The sequence below is a fragment of the Bosea sp. AS-1 genome (assembly GCF_002220095.1).
Classification (GTDB): Bacteria; Pseudomonadota; Alphaproteobacteria; order Rhizobiales; family Beijerinckiaceae; genus Allobosea.
The window spans coordinates 5,162,655-5,179,189 of record NZ_CP022372.1 but is presented as its reverse complement, the minus strand read 5'-3'; the positions used below and the strand labels follow the sequence as shown (position 1 = coordinate 5,179,189).

12 protein-coding genes and 1 pseudogene are annotated in these 16,535 nt (G+C 67.0%); 3 read left to right on the top strand and 10 right to left on the bottom strand.

Annotation, left to right across the window (positions count from 1 at the left end; translation table 11 throughout):
• Nucleotides 1-65: 65 nt before the first annotated feature.
• The 8 genes and pseudogenes from rocF to CE453_RS26550 form a co-directional block, all read right to left on the bottom strand.
• Complete coding sequence (gene rocF, locus CE453_RS26580; RefSeq protein WP_089177333.1) at nucleotides 66-1,046, bottom strand: arginase; 981 nt, start codon at nucleotides 1,044-1,046, stop codon at nucleotides 66-68.
• Nucleotides 1,047-1,152: 106 nt separating this feature from the next.
• Complete coding sequence (gene efeO / locus CE453_RS26575; protein WP_089177332.1) at nucleotides 1,153-1,977, bottom strand: iron uptake system protein EfeO; 825 nt, start codon at nucleotides 1,975-1,977, stop codon at nucleotides 1,153-1,155.
• A gap of 1 nt (nucleotide 1,978) precedes the next feature.
• Entirely contained in the window at nucleotides 1,979-3,298 is a 1,320-nt protein-coding gene (gene efeB, locus CE453_RS26570; RefSeq protein WP_089177331.1) for an iron uptake transporter deferrochelatase/peroxidase subunit, read from the bottom strand.
• Complete coding sequence (locus tag CE453_RS29360) at nucleotides 3,295-4,245, bottom strand: cupredoxin domain-containing protein (protein WP_472841010.1); 951 nt, start codon at nucleotides 4,243-4,245, stop codon at nucleotides 3,295-3,297. Before CE453_RS29360 ends, efeB begins: the two co-directional genes overlap by 4 nt.
• A 78-nt stretch (nucleotides 4,246-4,323) precedes the next feature.
• Nucleotides 4,324-5,124: pseudogene (gene efeU / locus CE453_RS29355) on the bottom strand (iron uptake transporter permease EfeU); the annotation flags it as partial.
• Nucleotides 5,125-5,311: 187 nt separating this feature from the next.
• Nucleotides 5,312-6,694: an aldehyde dehydrogenase family protein gene (locus tag CE453_RS26560; protein WP_089177330.1), complete on the bottom strand. Its 1,383-nt coding sequence runs from the start codon at nucleotides 6,692-6,694 to the stop codon at nucleotides 5,312-5,314.
• A gap of 179 nt (nucleotides 6,695-6,873) precedes the next feature.
• Entirely contained in the window at nucleotides 6,874-8,529 is a 1,656-nt protein-coding gene (locus CE453_RS26555; protein ID WP_089177329.1) for an acetolactate synthase large subunit, read from the bottom strand.
• Nucleotides 8,530-8,680: 151 nt separating this feature from the next.
• Nucleotides 8,681-9,469, bottom strand: a complete 789-nt coding sequence (locus CE453_RS26550) for a class II glutamine amidotransferase (protein WP_089177328.1) — start codon at nucleotides 9,467-9,469, stop codon at nucleotides 8,681-8,683.
• 301 nt (nucleotides 9,470-9,770) lie between these two features.
• Here CE453_RS26550 and CE453_RS26545 point away from each other — a divergent pair, with 301 nt between their 5' ends.
• From CE453_RS26545 to CE453_RS26535, 3 genes are all read left to right on the top strand, one after another.
• Nucleotides 9,771-10,367, top strand: a complete 597-nt coding sequence (locus CE453_RS26545; RefSeq protein WP_089177327.1) for a TRAP transporter small permease subunit — start codon at nucleotides 9,771-9,773, stop codon at nucleotides 10,365-10,367.
• A 158-nt stretch (nucleotides 10,368-10,525) separates the two neighbouring features.
• The gene (locus tag CE453_RS26540; protein WP_089178157.1) at nucleotides 10,526-12,187 is read left to right on the top strand and encodes a TRAP transporter large permease; all 1,662 of its coding nucleotides are present in this window, start codon (nucleotides 10,526-10,528) and stop codon (nucleotides 12,185-12,187) included.
• 11 nt (nucleotides 12,188-12,198) lie between these two features.
• On the top strand, nucleotides 12,199-13,617 hold the full coding sequence (locus tag CE453_RS26535; RefSeq protein ID WP_089177326.1) for a sodium:proton antiporter: 1,419 nt from the start codon (nucleotides 12,199-12,201) through the stop codon (nucleotides 13,615-13,617).
• A 51-nt stretch (nucleotides 13,618-13,668) separates the two neighbouring features.
• On the opposite strand, the gene CE453_RS26530 is transcribed toward CE453_RS26535, so the two are convergent.
• Entirely contained in the window at nucleotides 13,669-14,679 is a 1,011-nt protein-coding gene (locus CE453_RS26530; protein WP_089177325.1) for an Lnb N-terminal periplasmic domain-containing protein, read from the bottom strand.
• A gap of 36 nt (nucleotides 14,680-14,715) precedes the next feature.
• Nucleotides 14,716-16,326 carry a phosphoenolpyruvate carboxykinase gene (locus CE453_RS26525; protein ID WP_089177324.1) on the bottom strand — a complete coding sequence of 537 codons (1,611 nt, stop codon included), beginning with the start codon at nucleotides 16,324-16,326 and terminating at the stop codon, nucleotides 14,716-14,718.
• Between the last annotated feature and the right edge of the window lie 209 nt (nucleotides 16,327-16,535).

Genomic DNA, 16,535 nt, shown 5'->3' with positions numbered 1-16,535 from the left:
ACGCGCAGCCGGCGGAACAGCCTATCTCAGGCAAGAATGAAGATCGGCTTTCGCGAACCTGAGACTCAGGCCGCGCCGATCGCGTTCGACGGTGTCTGGCGGTCGGTGATCTGCTGGCCGAACAGGCTGCCCGCCAGCTCCACCGCGAGCCGCGCCGTCTGGCCACGGTCGTCGAGGAAGGGGTTGAGCTCGACGATATCCATCGACCGGACCAGTCCGGAATCGTGCAGCAGCTCCATCACCAGATGCGCCTCGCGATAGGTGGCGCCGCCCGGCACCGTAGTGCCGACGCCCGGCGCCAGCGGCGGGTCGATGAAATCGACGTCGAAGGAGACGTGAAGCACGCCATTCGCCGCGCGCACCTTCTCGATGACCTGGCGGATCAGCACGCCGACGCCGTGCTCGTCGATGGCGCGCATGTCGGCGACATCGACGCCGCGCGCCTTCACCGCCGCCTTCTCGAGCGGATCGACCGAGCGGATGCCGAACAGGCTGAGCTGCGCCGGCGTGATCGAGGCGCGCGGCTCGCTGCCGAGTAGGTCGTCGAGGCCGGTCTCGCCGCAGAGGAAGGCCGAGGACATGCCGTGCATGTTCCCGGAAGGCGAGATCGCCGGCATGTTGAAATCGGCATGGGCGTCGAGCCAGAGCACGAAGAGCTTGCGGCCCTGCTCCTGCCAGTGGCGGGCGACGCCGTTGACCGAGCCCATCGACAGGCTGTGGTCGCCGCCGAGGAAGATCGGCGTGGCGCCGGTGCGGGCGAGCTCGTAGGCGCGGGCGCTGAGCGCACGCATCCAGGCCGCGATCTCGTTGTAGAAGCGGGCGTTCTCCGGCGCGGGGCCGCCCACCGGCGTCAGGTCGCGCGGCAGGATGTCGCCATGGTCCTCGACCGCATAGCCGAGGCTCTCCAGCACGCCGACGAGGCCGGCGGTCCGCAGGCCGGCGGGGCCCATCAGCGCGCCGCGGCGCGAGGCGCCGACCTCGATCGGCGCGCCGAGCAGGGCGATCCGGCCCTGGGAAGCGGGAGCGTTCGTGGAATTGGCGGTCATGCTGGCGGTCCGTTGATCTGATGAGACGGGCGTTCTGCGCCGATGCGCCGTCCATGGCGCATCGGTTCCCGCCTGTCGAGTGCCGTGCCGGCGTGACCGTTCTGTGTCAGCCCAGCCCGAGCACGCCGCGCAGCTTGGAAAGATCCTCGGCCAGCGTCGTGATCATCGCGGCGAGCGCCTTGCGATCGGCCTCGCTCAGCTTGTCATAGGTCTCGAAGCCGCCATCCTTGAGCTTGTACGTGGCCAGCGTCTTGTCGACCGTCGCGAAATTGGCGTCGATCTTCCCGGCCAGCGCCTTGTCCTCCTTGACGACCAGCGGCCGCAGAAGGTCGACGATCTTCTTGGCGCCGTCGACATTGGCCTGGAAGTCCCAGAGATCGGTATGGCTGTAGCGATCCTCCTCGCCGGAGACCTTGGTTGCGGCGACCTCCTCGATCAGCGCCGCTGCGCCGCCGACCATCTTGTCCGGAGGAACCGTGAGGCCCTTGATGCGGCCCTGCAGCTCGGTGACGTCGGCGAGGAGCTTGTCGGCGAAGGGGCCGAGGCCCTCCGTGCTGTTCTTGGCAAAGAGGCCGTATTCGATGCGGTGGAAGCCGGTGAACTCCGGATCCTCCTCCTTCTTCTCATGGTCGTCGGCGCGCGAGTCGATCTTGCCGTCGAGATCGCTGAACAATTCGGCGACCGGCTCGATCATCTCGTAGGAGACGCGCGTCGATGCGTAGAGCGCCTTCGCCTTGGCGAGGTCGCCCGCCTTGACCGCATCGGTGAAGACCTTGGTGTCCTTCACCAGCTTGTCGACGCCCTGCGAGACATAGAGCTTGTATTCGGCGACCGGGGCCACGAGGTCGAGCGGCGAGGCTGCCCGCGCCGACCCGGCGGTCACGGCGGCGATCAGGCTGGCGCCGGCCAGCCATGCGAAACGCAAGCTCATCTCAGTCTCCTGTCTTGCGGGGGGAAGTCGAGGTCGAGGCCGGCGCGATGCCGCGCGCAGCCTGGATCAGCCCGGCGCCGAGATAGCTTCCGGCATCGGGCACGCCGGGCAGGGCGAAGAAATAGCCGCCGCCGACGGGCTTGATGTATTCCTCCAGCGGTTCGCCATCGAGCCGCTTCTGCACCGTGATGAAGCTGCGCTCGAGGTCCTGCTGGAAGCAGATGAAGAGCAGCCCCATGTCGAGCTGCCCGGCGCGGGTGACGCCGTTGGAATAGTTGAAGGGCCGGCGCAGCATGCGGCTCGCTTCCGTCTCGGGCCGGCGCGGGTTGGCGAGCCGGATATGGGCATCGAGCCTGGTGCGCTTGCCTTCGGGATCGTCGGCATAGACGGGCTCGTCATATTCCCGTTTGCCGCCCATCGGTGCCCCGGACGCCTTATGGCGGCCCATGATCTCTTCCTGTTCGCCCAGCGGCGTGCGGTCCCAGCGCTCGACGAAGTTCCGGATGATCCTGACCACCTGATAGCTGCCGTTCGCGGCCCATCCCGGCTCGTCCGAACCGGGCTGCACCCAGACCAGCCCGTCCATCAGTGCCTTGTCGGCGGCATCGGGGTTGGCCGTGCCGTCACGGAAGCCGAGCAGGTTGCGCGCGCTCTCCGCCGGCTCGCCTTGCTTCGGCTTGAGGACCGGGACGGTGCCCTCCTGCTTCCAGCGCAACAGCAGGAGATCGGGCGCGTTCTTCAGGATATCGCGCAGGGCGTGGATGTTGGTGTCGGCGGTGTTGGCGCAGAACTGCAGGATGAGGTCGCCATGGCAGAGCGCGCCATCGAGCGCGTCGTTGCGGAAGCGCTTCATCCGCTGCAGACGCTTCGGCTTCAGCGGATGAAGCCCGAAACGCTCGTCGAAAAGCGAGGCGCCGAGCGCCACGGTGACGGTCAGGTTGTCGGGCGCGATGACGGGGCCGAGGATCCCGCTATCCGGCGGCGGGAAGCCCGGATCGGCGGTCGGGGCAGGCCCGCCCTCGGTCAGGAAGGCGATGCGTTCGGTCAGCAGGCGCAGCAGCCGTTCGAGCTCGCCGAGCGAGGTCGCGGTGACGTCGAAGGCTGCGACGAGGCCGGTCGCGGGACGCGGCGTGACGATGCCGGACTGATGGAGGCCGTAGAAGGGCTGGCGCTGGGCTGTCGTGTCGCTTTCGGGCGCCGCCGCCGGATTCTGTGTCGGCTCGCTGGCTGCCCGCGCGAGCGAGGCGCCGCCGAGGGCTGCTGCGCCGCCGGTCAGGAGCGAGCGCCGCGAGGGTGAGAAGATCTTGCCTGTGCGGGTCATGATTTGCGCTCCGCTTCGGGCAAAGCGAGCGCCTTGCGCATGGCCGAGAGGTCTTCGGCCAGCGAGCGGACCGCGCCACCCGGCTTGGCATCGTTCGGCAGGGCGACGAGCACGGCCCTGGTCCGCGCCGCCAGATCGGGGGCGATGCGTGCCGTCAGAGGCAGCAGGAGCTGCGCGACATGGCTCGCGGCCGCGACGGCCTCGGGCGAGACCGTCTCGCCGTCCTGGATGGAGAGAAGCATGGCGGCGCCCGCCAGCATCCTGTCCGGCAGGACGGTGCGCTGGCTTAAAACCGAGCGGAAAGCCTCGGCAGTCGGCTTGAGCTCGCCGGAAGGTGCGCTCTCGCTGCCGGTCAGGGCGGCCTCGACCTTGCCGAACAGTCCTTCCAGCTCGGCATCGCCCGCCGTTGCCGGGCGCAGGGCCGGCAGGAGGGCAGCAGCATCATGGCGGGCCTTGTCGGCAGCCGCCGTGTCGCCGGCGCCGCTGGCCTGCTCGAAAGCATCGAGCGCGGACGCGAAGGCTGCTGAGCGCTCGCTCAGGAAGGCGCGGTATTCGGCCGCCGGGCCGATCATGTCCATCAGCGTCAGGGCCGGGCGCGGCTGCCCCGTCGTAGCCTCGACGATCAACCGGCCGCGCGGGGCGCTGAGCAATCCGCAGGTGATGGCGTACTCGCCGGGGTGGAGTTGCGTGGTCAGCCGTCGCGACTGGCCGGGCGCGATGTTCTCGCGCTCTTCCAGCACCATGACACCGTCGAGAATTTCCCATTCCAGCACGCGCTCGCCGCGATTGCTGACGACGAAGCTGGCCTTGCCGGCGGGAACCGTCAGCGTCGCGGGCTCGCAGGTCCTGTCGGTGATCGCGATGGCGATGTCGCTCTTGCCCGGCTCGACGGCGCGCCGGTTGCCGGCGGCATAGACGAAGGCGCCGATGCCACCGCAGACCAGCACAAGCGTGGCGATGCCGGCGAGCTTCAGCCGCGGCGAGCGGCGGGCTTCGGTCCGGGGCGCGATCGTCTGGGTCTGCTCGCCTCGACCTGCAGAGAGGAACAGCACGAGCATCGGGACCAGGAAGGCGAGATAGGCGATGACCTCGCCGAGCGCGGCCCGTTCCTGGTAGCCGAAGAAGCCGGAGAGGATCGCGCCCAGCGCGCTGTCGGCCGGCAGCACCGTGCCGAGATCGTAGACGCTCTGCTGGAGGTGGTTCCAGAGCCCGGCCTCATGCAGCGAGCGCACGGCGTTGGCGACGAGCCCGGCCGCGACGAACAGGATCAGGATGCCGGTCCAGCGGAAGAAGACGCGCAGGTTGAGTTTCACGCCCAGCGCATAGATGGCGTAGCCGATGACGGCGGCGAGCAGGAGGCCGAGCCCGGCGCCGAGCGGAGGCGCCCAGCCGGCATTCTGCTGGAAGATGGCGAGCAGGAAGAAGACCGATTCCAGCCCCTCGCGCACCACGGCGAGGAAGGCGAGCCCGACCAGTGCGAAGCCCTGATGCTCCCCGGCCAGCGCTGCGTCGACGCCGGCCTGCAGTTCGCCCTTGATCGAGCGCGCAGCCTTGCGCATCCAGAACACCATCGAGGTCAGCATCGCGGCGGCGATGAGCCCGATGACGGCCTCGAACAGTTCCTGCCCGCGCTGCGGCAGTTCGCCGGCGACGATGTCGAGCGCGGCCCCGGCCGCAAGACTGACGGAGCAGGCAAGGGCGACGCCGATCCACAGCGCCGGCAGCCATTCGCGCCGCCCGCTCCTGACCAGATAGCTCGCGACGATGCCGACGATCAGCGCGGCTTCCACGCCTTCGCGCAGCATGATGAGGAAAGGTACGATCACGGCGAACCAGCTACGATGCGCGTCGCGGGCGCTGCCGTCCGCGGCACAGATGCCCCGTGCCTAGGCACCCGGGGAGCGCAGGTCAACCGAAACCGTTCAGTTTAGAACGATGATAAACTACTGAAATCGCTGATGTTCTTGTCGCAAGGGCCCCGCAGGCGGCCCGGCTGCCTGCGGAGGTTGGACCTCAGGGCCGCTTCAGCAGGATCATCTTGTCCTGCGTCATGTCGTGCATCGTGTAGGGGATGCCGCCGGTGCCATAGCCCGAGACGCGCCGCCCGGCGAAGGGCATCCAGTCGACGCGGAAGCTCGTCGGATCGTTGACCATCACCGCCGAGGCTTCGAGCCGGTTGGCGGCGCGCAGCGCGACATCGATGTCCTGCGCGAAGATGCTCGACTGGAACGAGACCGGCAGCGAATTCGCCCGGGCGATGGCGTCGTCGAGATCGCGAAAGCGGTAGATCGCGACGGCCGGTCCGAAGATCTCTTCGCGCGAGACGCGGGCTTCCGGCGCCGGATCGACCAGAACGGTGGGTTCCAGCGTCGTCTCGGACAGGCGCTTGCCGCCGGTCAGCAGCTTGGCGCCGCCCTTCACCGCCTCGTCGATCCAGGAGGCGATGCGGTCGGCCTCCTTCGGCGTGATCAGCGGGCCGACCTCGGTATCCTTCAGGGTCGGGTCACCGGTGCGCAGCTTCTTCACCCGTGCGACCAGCCGCTCGGTGAAGTCGTTGATGATGGAATCGTGGACATAGATGCGCTGCGTCGACACGCAGACCTGCCCGGCATGGTAGTAGCCGCCTTTCACCAGCGGCTCGATGATCGTGTCGAGATTGGCGCTCTTGTCGACGATCGCCGGGGCGACGCCGCCATGCTCCAGCGCCGAGCGGGCGCCGGGCGCGAGCTTCGAATGCAGGTACCAGCCGACCTTGGCGGAGCCGATGAAGCTGAGGAAGGCGATGCGCGGATCGGTCGCGAGCTTTTCGGCCAGCGCGGTCTCGACGGGCACGAAGCTCTGGCACCATGCCTCCGGCAGGCCGGCCTCATGCACCAGTTTGACGAAGTCGAGGCAACAGAGCGGCGTCGTGCCGGCCGGCTTGACGATGACGGGGCAGCCCGTCGCGATTGCCGGCGCGACCTGGTGGACGATCAGGTTGAGCGGGTGGTTGAAGGCCGAGATCGCGGCGACGATGCCGATCGGCTCCTTGGTGGTGAAGGCCCAGCGCCCATCCGCCGCTGCCGAGAGCCCCATCGGGATCTCGCGGCCGGAGAGGTTGCGCAGTTCGTCGGCGGCGTTGTGGACGCCGTCGATGGCGCGGTTCGTCTCGACGATCGCATCCGGCAGGGGTTTGCCGCCCTCGCGTGCGATCTGCATGGCGAAATGGTCGCGCCTGGCTTCCATCAACCCGGCGAGCTTGCGCAGGATCGCGATGCGCTGATGCGGCTTCAGCCAGGCGTCGCGGTTCGCGAAGACCTGCTGGGCGGCCTGCAGCTTGCGTTCGAGCGCGGCCGCGTCGTCGGTCTCGATCTCGGTGATCGGCGCGCGGTCATAAGCCTGAACAACCTGGAGCATGGTCGTCTCCTTGCAAATGCTCTCGACATGAAGGGTGAGAGGCTGTTCGACAACTCGCTGTGGTGAGGCGAATGGCGGTGTTTTCGAGAACCGGAGCGGAGCGTACGTCAGTACGTGAGCACCGGAAGCGTAGAAAACACCGTCAGTTGCCCGCCTCAGTAGAGTTGACGAGCAGTCTCTCAGGCCAGATCGACGTCCGGCACCTTGTTGCGCAGCTCCTCGACGAGGACGCGCGTGTTCTCGGAATAGTCGATCGGGCAGTCGACGAGATGGACGCCGCCGCCCTTGAACGCGGCCTCCAGCGTCGGCACCAGCGCCTCGGCCGAGGTCACGCGCGAGCCCTTGGCGCCATAGGCCTCGGCGTAGCGCACGAAGTCGGGGTTACCGAAGGTCATGCCGAAATCGGGGAAGCTGTCGACGGCCTGCTTCCAGCGGATCATGCCGTAGGCGCCGTCGTTGAGCACGAGCACGACGAGGTTGAGCTTGAGCCTGACTGCCGTCTCCAACTCCTGCGAGTTCATCATGAACCCGCCGTCGCCGCACACTGCCATGACGCGCCGGCGCGGGTGCAGAAGCGCCGCCATCATCGCCGAGGGCAGACCGGCGCCCATCGTCGCCAGCGCGTTGTCGAGCAGCAGCGTGTTGGCGACATGGGTGCGGTAGTTCCGCGCGAACCAGATCTTGTACATGCCGTTGTCGAGGCAGACCATGCCGTCCTCCGGCATCACCGCGCGCACGTCGTGGACGAGCCGCTGCGGCGTTACCGGGAAGCGGTCCTCCTCGGAGCGGTCGTTGATCTTCGCCAGGATGCGCTGGCGCAACTCCAGGAGCTTCGTCTGCTCGGGCAGTTTGCCGCCGAGCCGCTCGGCCAGTGCCGTTACGCTCGCGCCGATGTCGCCGACCACCTCGGCATCCGGATGGTAGACCTGCTCGACGGTGGCCGACTGGTAGCTGACATGGATGACCTTCGGCCCGCCGGCCGAGCGCATCAGGAAAGGCGGCTTCTCCACCGTGTCGTGGCCGACGGCGATGATCAGGTCGGCCGCCGCCACGGCTTCATGGACGTAGTCGCCTTCGGACAGGGCGGCGGTGCCGAGATAGAGGTTGGAGCCGCCGGTGACCGCGCCTTTGCCCATCTGGGTGTTGAAGAACGGCACGCCCATCTTGCGCACGAAGGCCGAGAGCGGCTCGACAAGGCGCGGCCGATTGCCGGCGGCACCGATCATCACCAGCGGGCGCCTGGCGGCGAGGATCATCTCCGCCGCGCGGTCGAGCGCCACTGCGGGAGCGACCGGCTGGTCGAGCGGATGGACCGGGATCAGCGGGACATCCTCGATCTCCTCGCCAGCGACATCCTCCGGCAGTTCGAGATGGACCGGGCCGGGCCGCTCCTCCATGGCGACGCGGAAGGCATCGCGCACCGTCGCGGGGATGCTGGCCGGGCTGACGATCTGGCGGGTCATCTTGGTCAGCGGCCGCATCGAGGCGACGACGTCGACGATCTGGAAGCGCGCCTGCTTGGCGGTCATGATCGCCTTCTGCCCGGTGATCAGGATCATCGGCATGGCGCCGAGATGGGCATAGGCCGCACCCGTCGAGAAATTGAGCGCGCCCGGGCCGAGCGTCGCGAGGCAGACGCCGGGCTTGCCGGTGAGCCTGCCATGGGTCGCGGCCATGAAGGCGGCGGCCTGCTCGTGCCGCGTCAGCACCAGCTCGATCTTCGAGCGGCGCAGGGATTCGAGAACGTCGAGATTTTCTTCGCCCGGAACACCGAAGACGCGCTCGACGCCCTCGTTCTCCAGCGCCTCGATCAGAAGATCGGAACCCTTCTTCATCGCGCGTCGCCTTTCCCTGGAAGCCGCCTTGTCGGCCAAGGCTAGGCTCCCGACGTAGGAAGGCAACCGCAGAGTTGCGAGCGCGTGGGGCGCATGGCCGTCGCGCCGGAACCGGTGGTGGCGCGAAGCGATGGCGAGGCTGTCCGCCGGCTCAGGCGGCCTGGCGCAGCCCGACCTCGAAGGGGCTGAACTCCACGGCGCCGCCCTTCACCGTGACCAGCGTGTTGCAGGGTAGGGCCTGCCAGCACTCGCGGGCCGCATCGACCGGCTCCGAAGCGATTACGACGCTGTCGGCCCGCGCGCAGACATAGAGGCTGGGCGGCCGGGCATCGGAGGACCAGCGCACCGCATGGATGGTCTCGCCGTCCGCGAGCGCGGCGGCGCAGCGCAGCGGCTCGGATGTGCCGGCTTCCTGCATCAGCGCGAGTGCCGTCGACAACGCGGTGGCCAGCGCCTCGCCGGGGCCGAGGCCGTGCGCCATCTGCGCGATGGCCAGCAGGAAGATCGCCTCGGAATCGGTGGAGCCCGCCCTAGCGGCGTAGAGCGCATCCGGAATCAGGTTCTCCAGCTTGCGGCGGATCGTGCCGTAGCCACCGATCTGGCCGTTATGCATGAAGAGATAGCGATCATGGACGAAGGGGTGGCAGTTCGCCCGCGTCGTTGCGGTGCCGGTCGCGGCCCTGACATGGGCGAAGAACAGGTGCGAGCGCACCTGCCGAGCGATCGAGAGCAGGTTCTCGTCCGACCAGGCCGGCCTGACCTCGCGATACTGCCCAGGCTCCGAGCGCTCGCCGTACCAGCCGACGCCGAAGCCGTCGCCATTGGTGCCGGTTTTGGCCTCCTCGGCATGGAGCGACTGGTGGATCAGCGAATGACAGGGCGAGGCGACGAAATCCTCGAGGAAGACCGGAACGCCTGAATAGGCGAGGAAGCGGCACATGGAGGGCTCGAATCAGTCGCGGGCGGGAGCGGGTAACCGGGAATATTGTTCTCCAGAAATGAATGGCGACATAATGATCCTTCTCCGCCACCCGTTCCACGGCCCGAAAATGCCCGCCCAGCCCTGAATCGAGGGCCTGCTCGGCCGCGGAGGGAGCCTGCGCCTTTCGTCCAATGGATGAGACGCCCCCCGTCTTGCGCCCGGCCATGCGCTCCTATACCGATCCCCCCACAAACAGCGCATAGCCGGCAGACGGGCGAAGCATGACCGGGCCAGCGCATCGCGACGGGGGAGCGAGGCTGTGAAGGGTCTCCTAGCATTGAGCCGGATCATTGATGCGGTGAACGGCTTCATAGGCCGGAAGATCGCGTGGCTGATTCTGGTCGCGGTGATTGTTGCGGCGGTCAATGCGATCGTTCGCAAGGTCTTCAACGTTTCGTCGAATTCATGGCTCGAGCTGCAATGGATGCTGTTCGGCGCGGTGTTCCTGATGTGCGCGTCCTGGACGATGCAGGTGAAGGAGCACATCCGCATCGACATCGTGAACAACCTGTTGCCGCGTCGCGTGCGGCAATGGATCGAGCTGCTCGGTCATCTGCTCTTCCTGATGCCGTTCTGCGTGCTGATCGTCTATCACTCGGTGCCGTTCTTCCTGCGCTCCTATGAGATCAACGAGCAGTCGCTTTCGGCCGGCGGCCTGCCGCAATGGCCGGCCAAGGGCCTCGTGGTGATCGGCTTCGTGATGCTGACCTTCCAGGGCATCTCCGAGATCATCAAGCAGATCGCGATCATGCGCGGCGACCTGGCCGATGACGAGCTTCACGGCGGGCACGCCGCGGCGGAGGCGGAAGCCCAGCGTCTGCTCGAGCAAGCCAAGGAACAGGGCCTCGCCTCGTGAGCGGCCCGCAAGAAGTCCGGAAACGTCCCATGCACGCTCATCGCTTCCCGCGCGTCGCCGGCTTGCTGCTGGCTCTCACCACCCTTGCCTTCTTCGGCCTGCACACCGGCGATGCCTTCGCGGCGGGCGGCGGCATCGGCGACTTCCTGCGCGTCAATATGGCGCCGGTGATGTTCGCGACGCTCGTCGTCTTCCTGCTGCTCGGCTATCCGGTCGCCTTTGCGCTCGCCGCCAACGGCCTGCTCTTCGCGCTGATCGGCATCGATCTCGGCCTGTTCCAGGAGAACTTCCTGCAGGCGCTGCCCGAACGCATCTACGGCACGATGAACAACGACGTGCTGCTGGCGGTGCCGTTCTTCACCTTCATGGGCCTGATCCTCGAACGCTCCGGCATGGCCGAGGATCTGCTCGACACCATCGGCCAGCTCTTCGGCCCGGTGCGCGGCGGTCTCGCCTACGCGGTTGTGTTCGTCGGCGCGCTGCTCGCCGCCACCACCGGCGTCGTCGCGGCCTCAGTCATCTCGATGGGCCTGATCTCGCTGCCGATCATGCTGCGCTACGGCTATGACCGGCGCCTTGCCTCCGGCGTCATCGCGGCCTCGGGTACGCTGGCACAGATCATCCCGCCTTCGCTGGTGCTGATTGTGCTCGCCGACCAGCTCGGTCGCTCGGTCGGCGACATGTATGAGGGCGCCTTCATTCCAGGCCTGGTGCTGTCGGCGCTCTATGCCGGCTACGTCTTCATCATCACCATCGTGGCTCCGTCGCGTGCTCCCGGCCTGCCGCCGGAGGCGCAGACCCTGCGCGACGCCGACGGCAAGACGCGCCGCTTCTCGTTGCTCGTCGTGGCGATCCTCGCTTTCGCGCTGGCCTACACCTACATGAAGATGTTCACGCAGGTGAAGGCCGGCTCCGACTTCGTCGTGCTGACCATGTCGCTGATGGTCGCGATCGCCTTCGTGATCGCGCTGCTGAACAAGCTGCTGCGCCTCAACCTGCTCTCGCGCATGACCGAGCAGGTGATCTTCGTGATGGTGCCCCCGCTGGCGCTGATCTTCCTGGTGCTGGGCACGATCTTCATCGGCGTCGCGACACCGACCGAAGGCGGCGCCATGGGCGCGGCCGGCGCGATCCTGCTCGCCTTGGGCAAGAGGCGCATGACCTTCGACCTGCTGAAGCAGGCGACGGAGTCGACCGCGAAGCTCTCGGCCTTCGTGCTCTTCATCCTCGTCGGCGCGCGCGTCTTCTCGCTGACCTTCTATGGCGTCAATGGCCATGTCTGGGTCGAGCACCTGCTGGTCGGCCTGCCGGGCGGCTCGACGGGCTTCCTGATCGTCGTCAACCTGCTCGTCTTCGTGCTCGCGTTCTTCCTCGATTTCTTCGAGCTCGCCTTCATCATCGTGCCGCTGCTCGGCCCGGCGGCGGAGAAGCTCGGCATCGACCTGATCTGGTTCGGCGTCATCCTGGGCGTGAACATGCAGACCTCGTTCATGCATCCGCCCTTCGGCTTCGCGCTGTTCTTCCTGCGCTCGGTCGCGCCCAAGAGCGCCTACAAGGACCGCGTCACCGGCAAGATGATGGAGCCGGTCACCACCGGCCAGATCTACTGGGGCGCGGTGCCTTTCGTGATCATCCAGCTCATCATGGTCGCGCTCGTCGTGATCTTCCCGAGCATGGTGATGCACTACAAGGCGTCGGCGGTTCAGCTCGATCAGAAGGCGATCGACAAGCAGTTCGACTCGATCCAGGTCCCCAGTATCGGCGGCCCGGGCGGCTTCGACTTCTCCGCCCCGCCGACCATTGAAGCGCCCAAGCCGTAAAAGGGAGTGTCATGACGCGATGGTGGAAGGCGCTCGCCGGCGCCGGTGTCCTGTGCCTGATATCCAGCGCGGCGCTCGCCGCCGGCGATATCGGCGGTGCGACGATGGGGCCGCTCTGGGCATTCCCCTTCGCCGGCATGCTGCTTTCGATCGCGCTCGGGCCGATCCTGTTCCACCATCTCTGGGAGCTTCACTACGGCAAGTTCGCAGCCTTCTGGGCGCTGCTGCTGCTCGTGCCGCTGGTGCTGCTGCGCGGCTTCGATGCTTCGCTCGGGGCCGTATTGCACACGGCGCTGCTCGAATACCTGCCCTTCATCATCCTGCTGTTCGCGCTCTTCACCATCGCTGGCGGCATCCTGATCACGGGCAATTTGCACGGCTCGCCGGCGACCAACACGGTCATCCTCGCGATCGGCACGGTGATGGCCAGCATCGTCGGTACCACCGGCGCCTCGATGATCCTGATACGGCCGCTGCTGCGCGCCAACGACAACCGGCGCCACAACGTCCACGTCGTGGTCTTCTTCATCTTCCTCGTCTCGAACATCGGCGGCTCGTTGACGCCGCTCGGCGACCCGCCGCTCTTCCTCGGCTTCCTGCGTGGCGTCGACTTCTTCTGGACGACCCAGCACCTGCTGCCCGAGACGGGTTTCGCCGTCGTCGTCCTGCTCGCCCTGTTCTATGCGATCGACAGCTGGCTCTATCGCAGGGATGACAGCCTCCCGCCGCTGAAGGACCCGACGCCGGATCGCGATCTGAAGCTCTGGGGCAAGGTCAATCTTCCGCTGCTCGCCGGCGTCATCGGCGCGATCCTGCTCTCCGCCAGCTGGAAGCCGGGCGTGGTCTTCGACATCCACGGCGTGCATGTCGAGCTGCAGGACCTCGTGCGCGACCTCATCCTGCTCGGGCTTGCCGGCCTGTCGCTCTGGCTGACGCCGAAGCAGGTGCGCGCCGGCAACGAGTTTTCCTGGGGGCCGATCCTCGAGGTTGCCAAGCTCTTCGCCGGCATCTTCATCTGCATCATCCCGGTGCTGGCGATGCTGCAGGCCGGACGCGACGGCGCCTTCGCCGGGCTCGTCTCGCTGGTCAATCACCCCGATGGTAGCCACAACACCGCCGCCTATTTCTGGCTGACCGGTGCTCTGTCCTCCTTCCTCGACAATGCCCCGACCTATCTCGTCTTCTTCGAGCTGGCCGGCGGCAATGCCAAGGAGCTGATGACCACGGGAGCGCTGACGCTGGCGGCGATCTCGGGCGGCGCCGTCTTCATGGGCGCCAACACCTATATCGGCAATGCGCCGAACTTCATGGTCTATGCCATCGCCAAGGACCGCAAGGTCGCGATGCCGAGCTTCTTCGGCTACATGCTCTGGTCGGGCGGGATCCTGATCCCGGTCTTCATCCTGCAGACCTTCCTGTTCTTCCGATAAGGCAGAGTGGTGCCGCGCAAGCCCTGCGGCGCGCGAAAAGACTGACCGCGGCTAAGGCCTCCCGGACGGGACGCCTTCCCTGATCTTGGCGGAAAAATCCGGGTCGTCGAGCGAGAGCGCGCGCGCCTTGTCGCCGATCCGGGCGCGCCTGACGAGCTCGTCGAGCGGGATATCCTGCCGGATCGCGCCGATGCGCTGGAGATAGCCGGGCAGATAGCCGGAGAGCAGCACGCGCGGGTCGAAGGGCAGCGAGAACTTCCATTCCGGTGCCACGGTGCCGACGAGATGATAGACGACGGTCGTGCAGTTGGTCGTCAACGTGTTGTACCAGCGCGGCCGGGCGGCGAGGTCATTCACGTCCTTCACATAGGCGAGCAGCAGGTCGCGCGCCTGCTCTGGAGAGGCGCTGAGCCGGAAGAGCCGCGTATCCTCATGCCGGGCGTTGGTGCGCAGGCCGACGATGTCGCGCTCGTCCGCCGCGACATAGGCCATCTCGTAGCTGCGGAAGAAGCCCGCCAGCGCCGACCATTCCTCCCCCTTCTCACGCCGGATCTCGATCGAGAAGGTCAGCGGGACCGAGTTGGAGAAGGTGAAGCTGACCAGCAGATGCGCGATCGCCTCGCCCGACCAGTAGCTCAGGAAAACATCGGCCCCGGTGACCTTCGACAGGTCGTAGCGGCGCGTCTCCCAGCGCTGGTCGTAGTCCTCTTCGGTGCGCCAGCGGAAATCCCGGAGATTCGACACCGTCAGCACGTCGCCCTCGCGGGCGATGCTCGGCAGGTGGGCGAGCTCGGGGATCCAGTCGCGCTGATGCGAGGGCTGCAGACCGTTCCACCAGGACAGCAGGCCGACGAAGAGCACCGCGAAGCCGAGCGGCAGCCGCGCATCGCTGGTCCACACGCCGACGAGCCCTGCCAGCGCCGCGATGCCGAAACCGATCGCGGCAGCGGCCGCCATGGCGCCCGTCAGGCGGAAGGACAGGAGGCCGACACCCCAGAGCGCCGCGCCGAGGATCAGCAGGATAAGGACGAGCTTGAGCACAATAAAAAAGAGGCGGCGCATGGCCGCCTCTCCTAGCACAGCCGAAGCGGGCTGACGTCAGGCCGCGATCGAGCTGGTCGGCGCCGCCGCCTTCACCGCGTCGTCGACATGAGCCTCGAACTTCGCGAAGTTCTTGGCGAACATGCCGACGAGGTTCTTCGCCGTCTCGGCGAAGGCGGCTTTGTCGGCCCAGGTCTTCACCGGATAGAGGATATGCGGCTCGACGCCGGGCACCGAGGTCGGTACCGCGAAGCCGAAATAGGGATCCCGGCGGAAATCGGCGCGGTTGAGCGAGCCGTCGAGCGCCGCCGAAAGCAGACGGCGCGTCACGCGGATCGGCATGCGCCGGCCGGTGCCGTATTGCCCGCCGGTCCAGCCGGTGTTGACCAGCCAGCAATCGACATGGTGCTTGGCGATGAAGTCGCGCAGCAGATTGGCGTATTCCGACGGGTGCCGCGGCAGGAAGGGCGAGCCGAAGCAGGTCGAGAACTCCGGCTGCACGCCGGTGAGGCCGCGCTCCGTGCCGGCGACCTTGGCGGTATAGCCGGAGAGGAAGTGATACATGGCCTCGGCCGGGGTCAGCTTCGCGATCGGCGGCATCACACCGAAGGCGTCGGCGGTCAGCATCACGATGTTCTTCGGAATGCCGGCGCGGCCGGTGCGCGAGGCATTCGGGATGAAGTCGAGCGGATAGGCCGAGCGGGTGTTCTCGGTCTTGCTCTGGTCGTCGAAGTCGACCACGCGGCTCAGCGGGTCCATCACGGTGTTCTCGAGCACGGTGCCGAAGCGCAGCGAGGCGGCGTGGATCTCGGGCTCGGCCTCGGCCGAGAGGCGGATCGTCTTGGCGTAGCAGCCGCCCTCGAAGTTGAAGATGCCTTCCTTCGACCAGCCATGCTCGTCATCGCCGATCAGTGTGCGCTCGGGATCGGCCGAGAGGGTGGTCTTGCCGGTGCCCGAGAGGCCGAAGAAGATCGCCGGATCGTCCTTCGGCCCGACATTGGCCGAGCAGTGCATCGGCACCACGCCCTTGGTCGGCAGCACGAAGTTCAGATAGGTGAAGACCGACTTCTTCATCTCGCCGGCATAGGCCGAGCCGCCGATCAGCACGATCTTGCGGGTGAAGTCGATGGCGATCACCGTCTCGCTGCGGCAGCCATGGCGGGCGGGATCGGCCTTGAAGCTCGGCAGGTCGACGATCGTCATCTCCGGGACGTAAGCAGCGATCTCCTCGCGCGCCGGCCGGATCAGCAGGTTCCGGATGAAGAGCGAGTGCCAGGCCAACTCGGTATAGACGCGGGCCTTGACGCGGTGAGCCGGGTCGGCGCCGCCATAGAGGTCCTGCGCGAAGAGCTCCTTGCCCTCGGCATGCTTGCGGAAATCGCCGAGCAGCGTCTCGAAATGCTCCGGGCTCATCGCCTGGTTGTTGTCCCACCAGACCGTGTTCTCGGTCAGCGCGTCGCGCACCGTGAACTTGTCCTTGGGCGAGCGGCCGGTATGGGTGCCAGTGTCGGCGCAGAGCGCGCCGCCGCGCGCGAGCTCGGACTCGCCCCGGCGCAGCGACTCCTCATAGAGCTGTGGCGCTTCCAGGTTCCAGTACACGGCCTTGAGCTTGCTGAAGCCGAAACCCTCGGCGCCCTGGGCGGCGTTGAACTGACCGATTGTGTCCACTGAAATCCTCCGGCAGCTGCACGGTGAGCGGCAGCCTGTTGTCGAACGAATACGCGCGAGCCTTCGAAAAAAGGTCCGTCGCCGGGCGGAGGCCTTGCGGCCGTGTCCGGTCTTTAAGCCTCCGCGGCAGCGCGCTCAAGTCGCGGGAATCGCAAAAGACTTCCGCGTTTCGGTTAAATCGTTTGAATTCCGGGCATGGTGAGCAGGCA

What these genes read in the sequence shown, in the direction of transcription:
- CE453_RS26560 (WP_089177330.1), bottom strand. Translation starts at nt 6,694, where the DNA reads ATGCTCCAGGTTGTTCAGGCTTATGACCGCGCGCCGATCACCGAGATC.
- CE453_RS26550 (WP_089177328.1), bottom strand. Translation starts at nt 9,469, where the DNA reads ATGTGCCGCTTCCTCGCCTATTCAGGCGTTCCGGTCTTCCTCGAGGAT.
- CE453_RS26530 (WP_089177325.1), bottom strand. Translation starts at nt 14,679, where the DNA reads ATGCGCCGCCTCTTTTTTATTGTGCTCAAGCTCGTCCTTATCCTGCTG.
- CE453_RS26540 (WP_089178157.1), top strand. Translation starts at nt 10,526, where the DNA reads ATGGCGCCGGTGATGTTCGCGACGCTCGTCGTCTTCCTGCTGCTCGGC.
- efeO (WP_089177332.1), bottom strand. Translation starts at nt 1,977, where the DNA reads ATGAGCTTGCGTTTCGCATGGCTGGCCGGCGCCAGCCTGATCGCCGCC.
- efeB (WP_089177331.1), bottom strand. Translation starts at nt 3,298, where the DNA reads ATGACCCGCACAGGCAAGATCTTCTCACCCTCGCGGCGCTCGCTCCTG.
- rocF (WP_089177333.1), bottom strand. Translation starts at nt 1,046, where the DNA reads ATGACCGCCAATTCCACGAACGCTCCCGCTTCCCAGGGCCGGATCGCC.
- CE453_RS26535 (WP_089177326.1), top strand. Translation starts at nt 12,199, where the DNA reads ATGACGCGATGGTGGAAGGCGCTCGCCGGCGCCGGTGTCCTGTGCCTG.
- CE453_RS26555 (WP_089177329.1), bottom strand. Translation starts at nt 8,529, where the DNA reads ATGAAGAAGGGTTCCGATCTTCTGATCGAGGCGCTGGAGAACGAGGGC.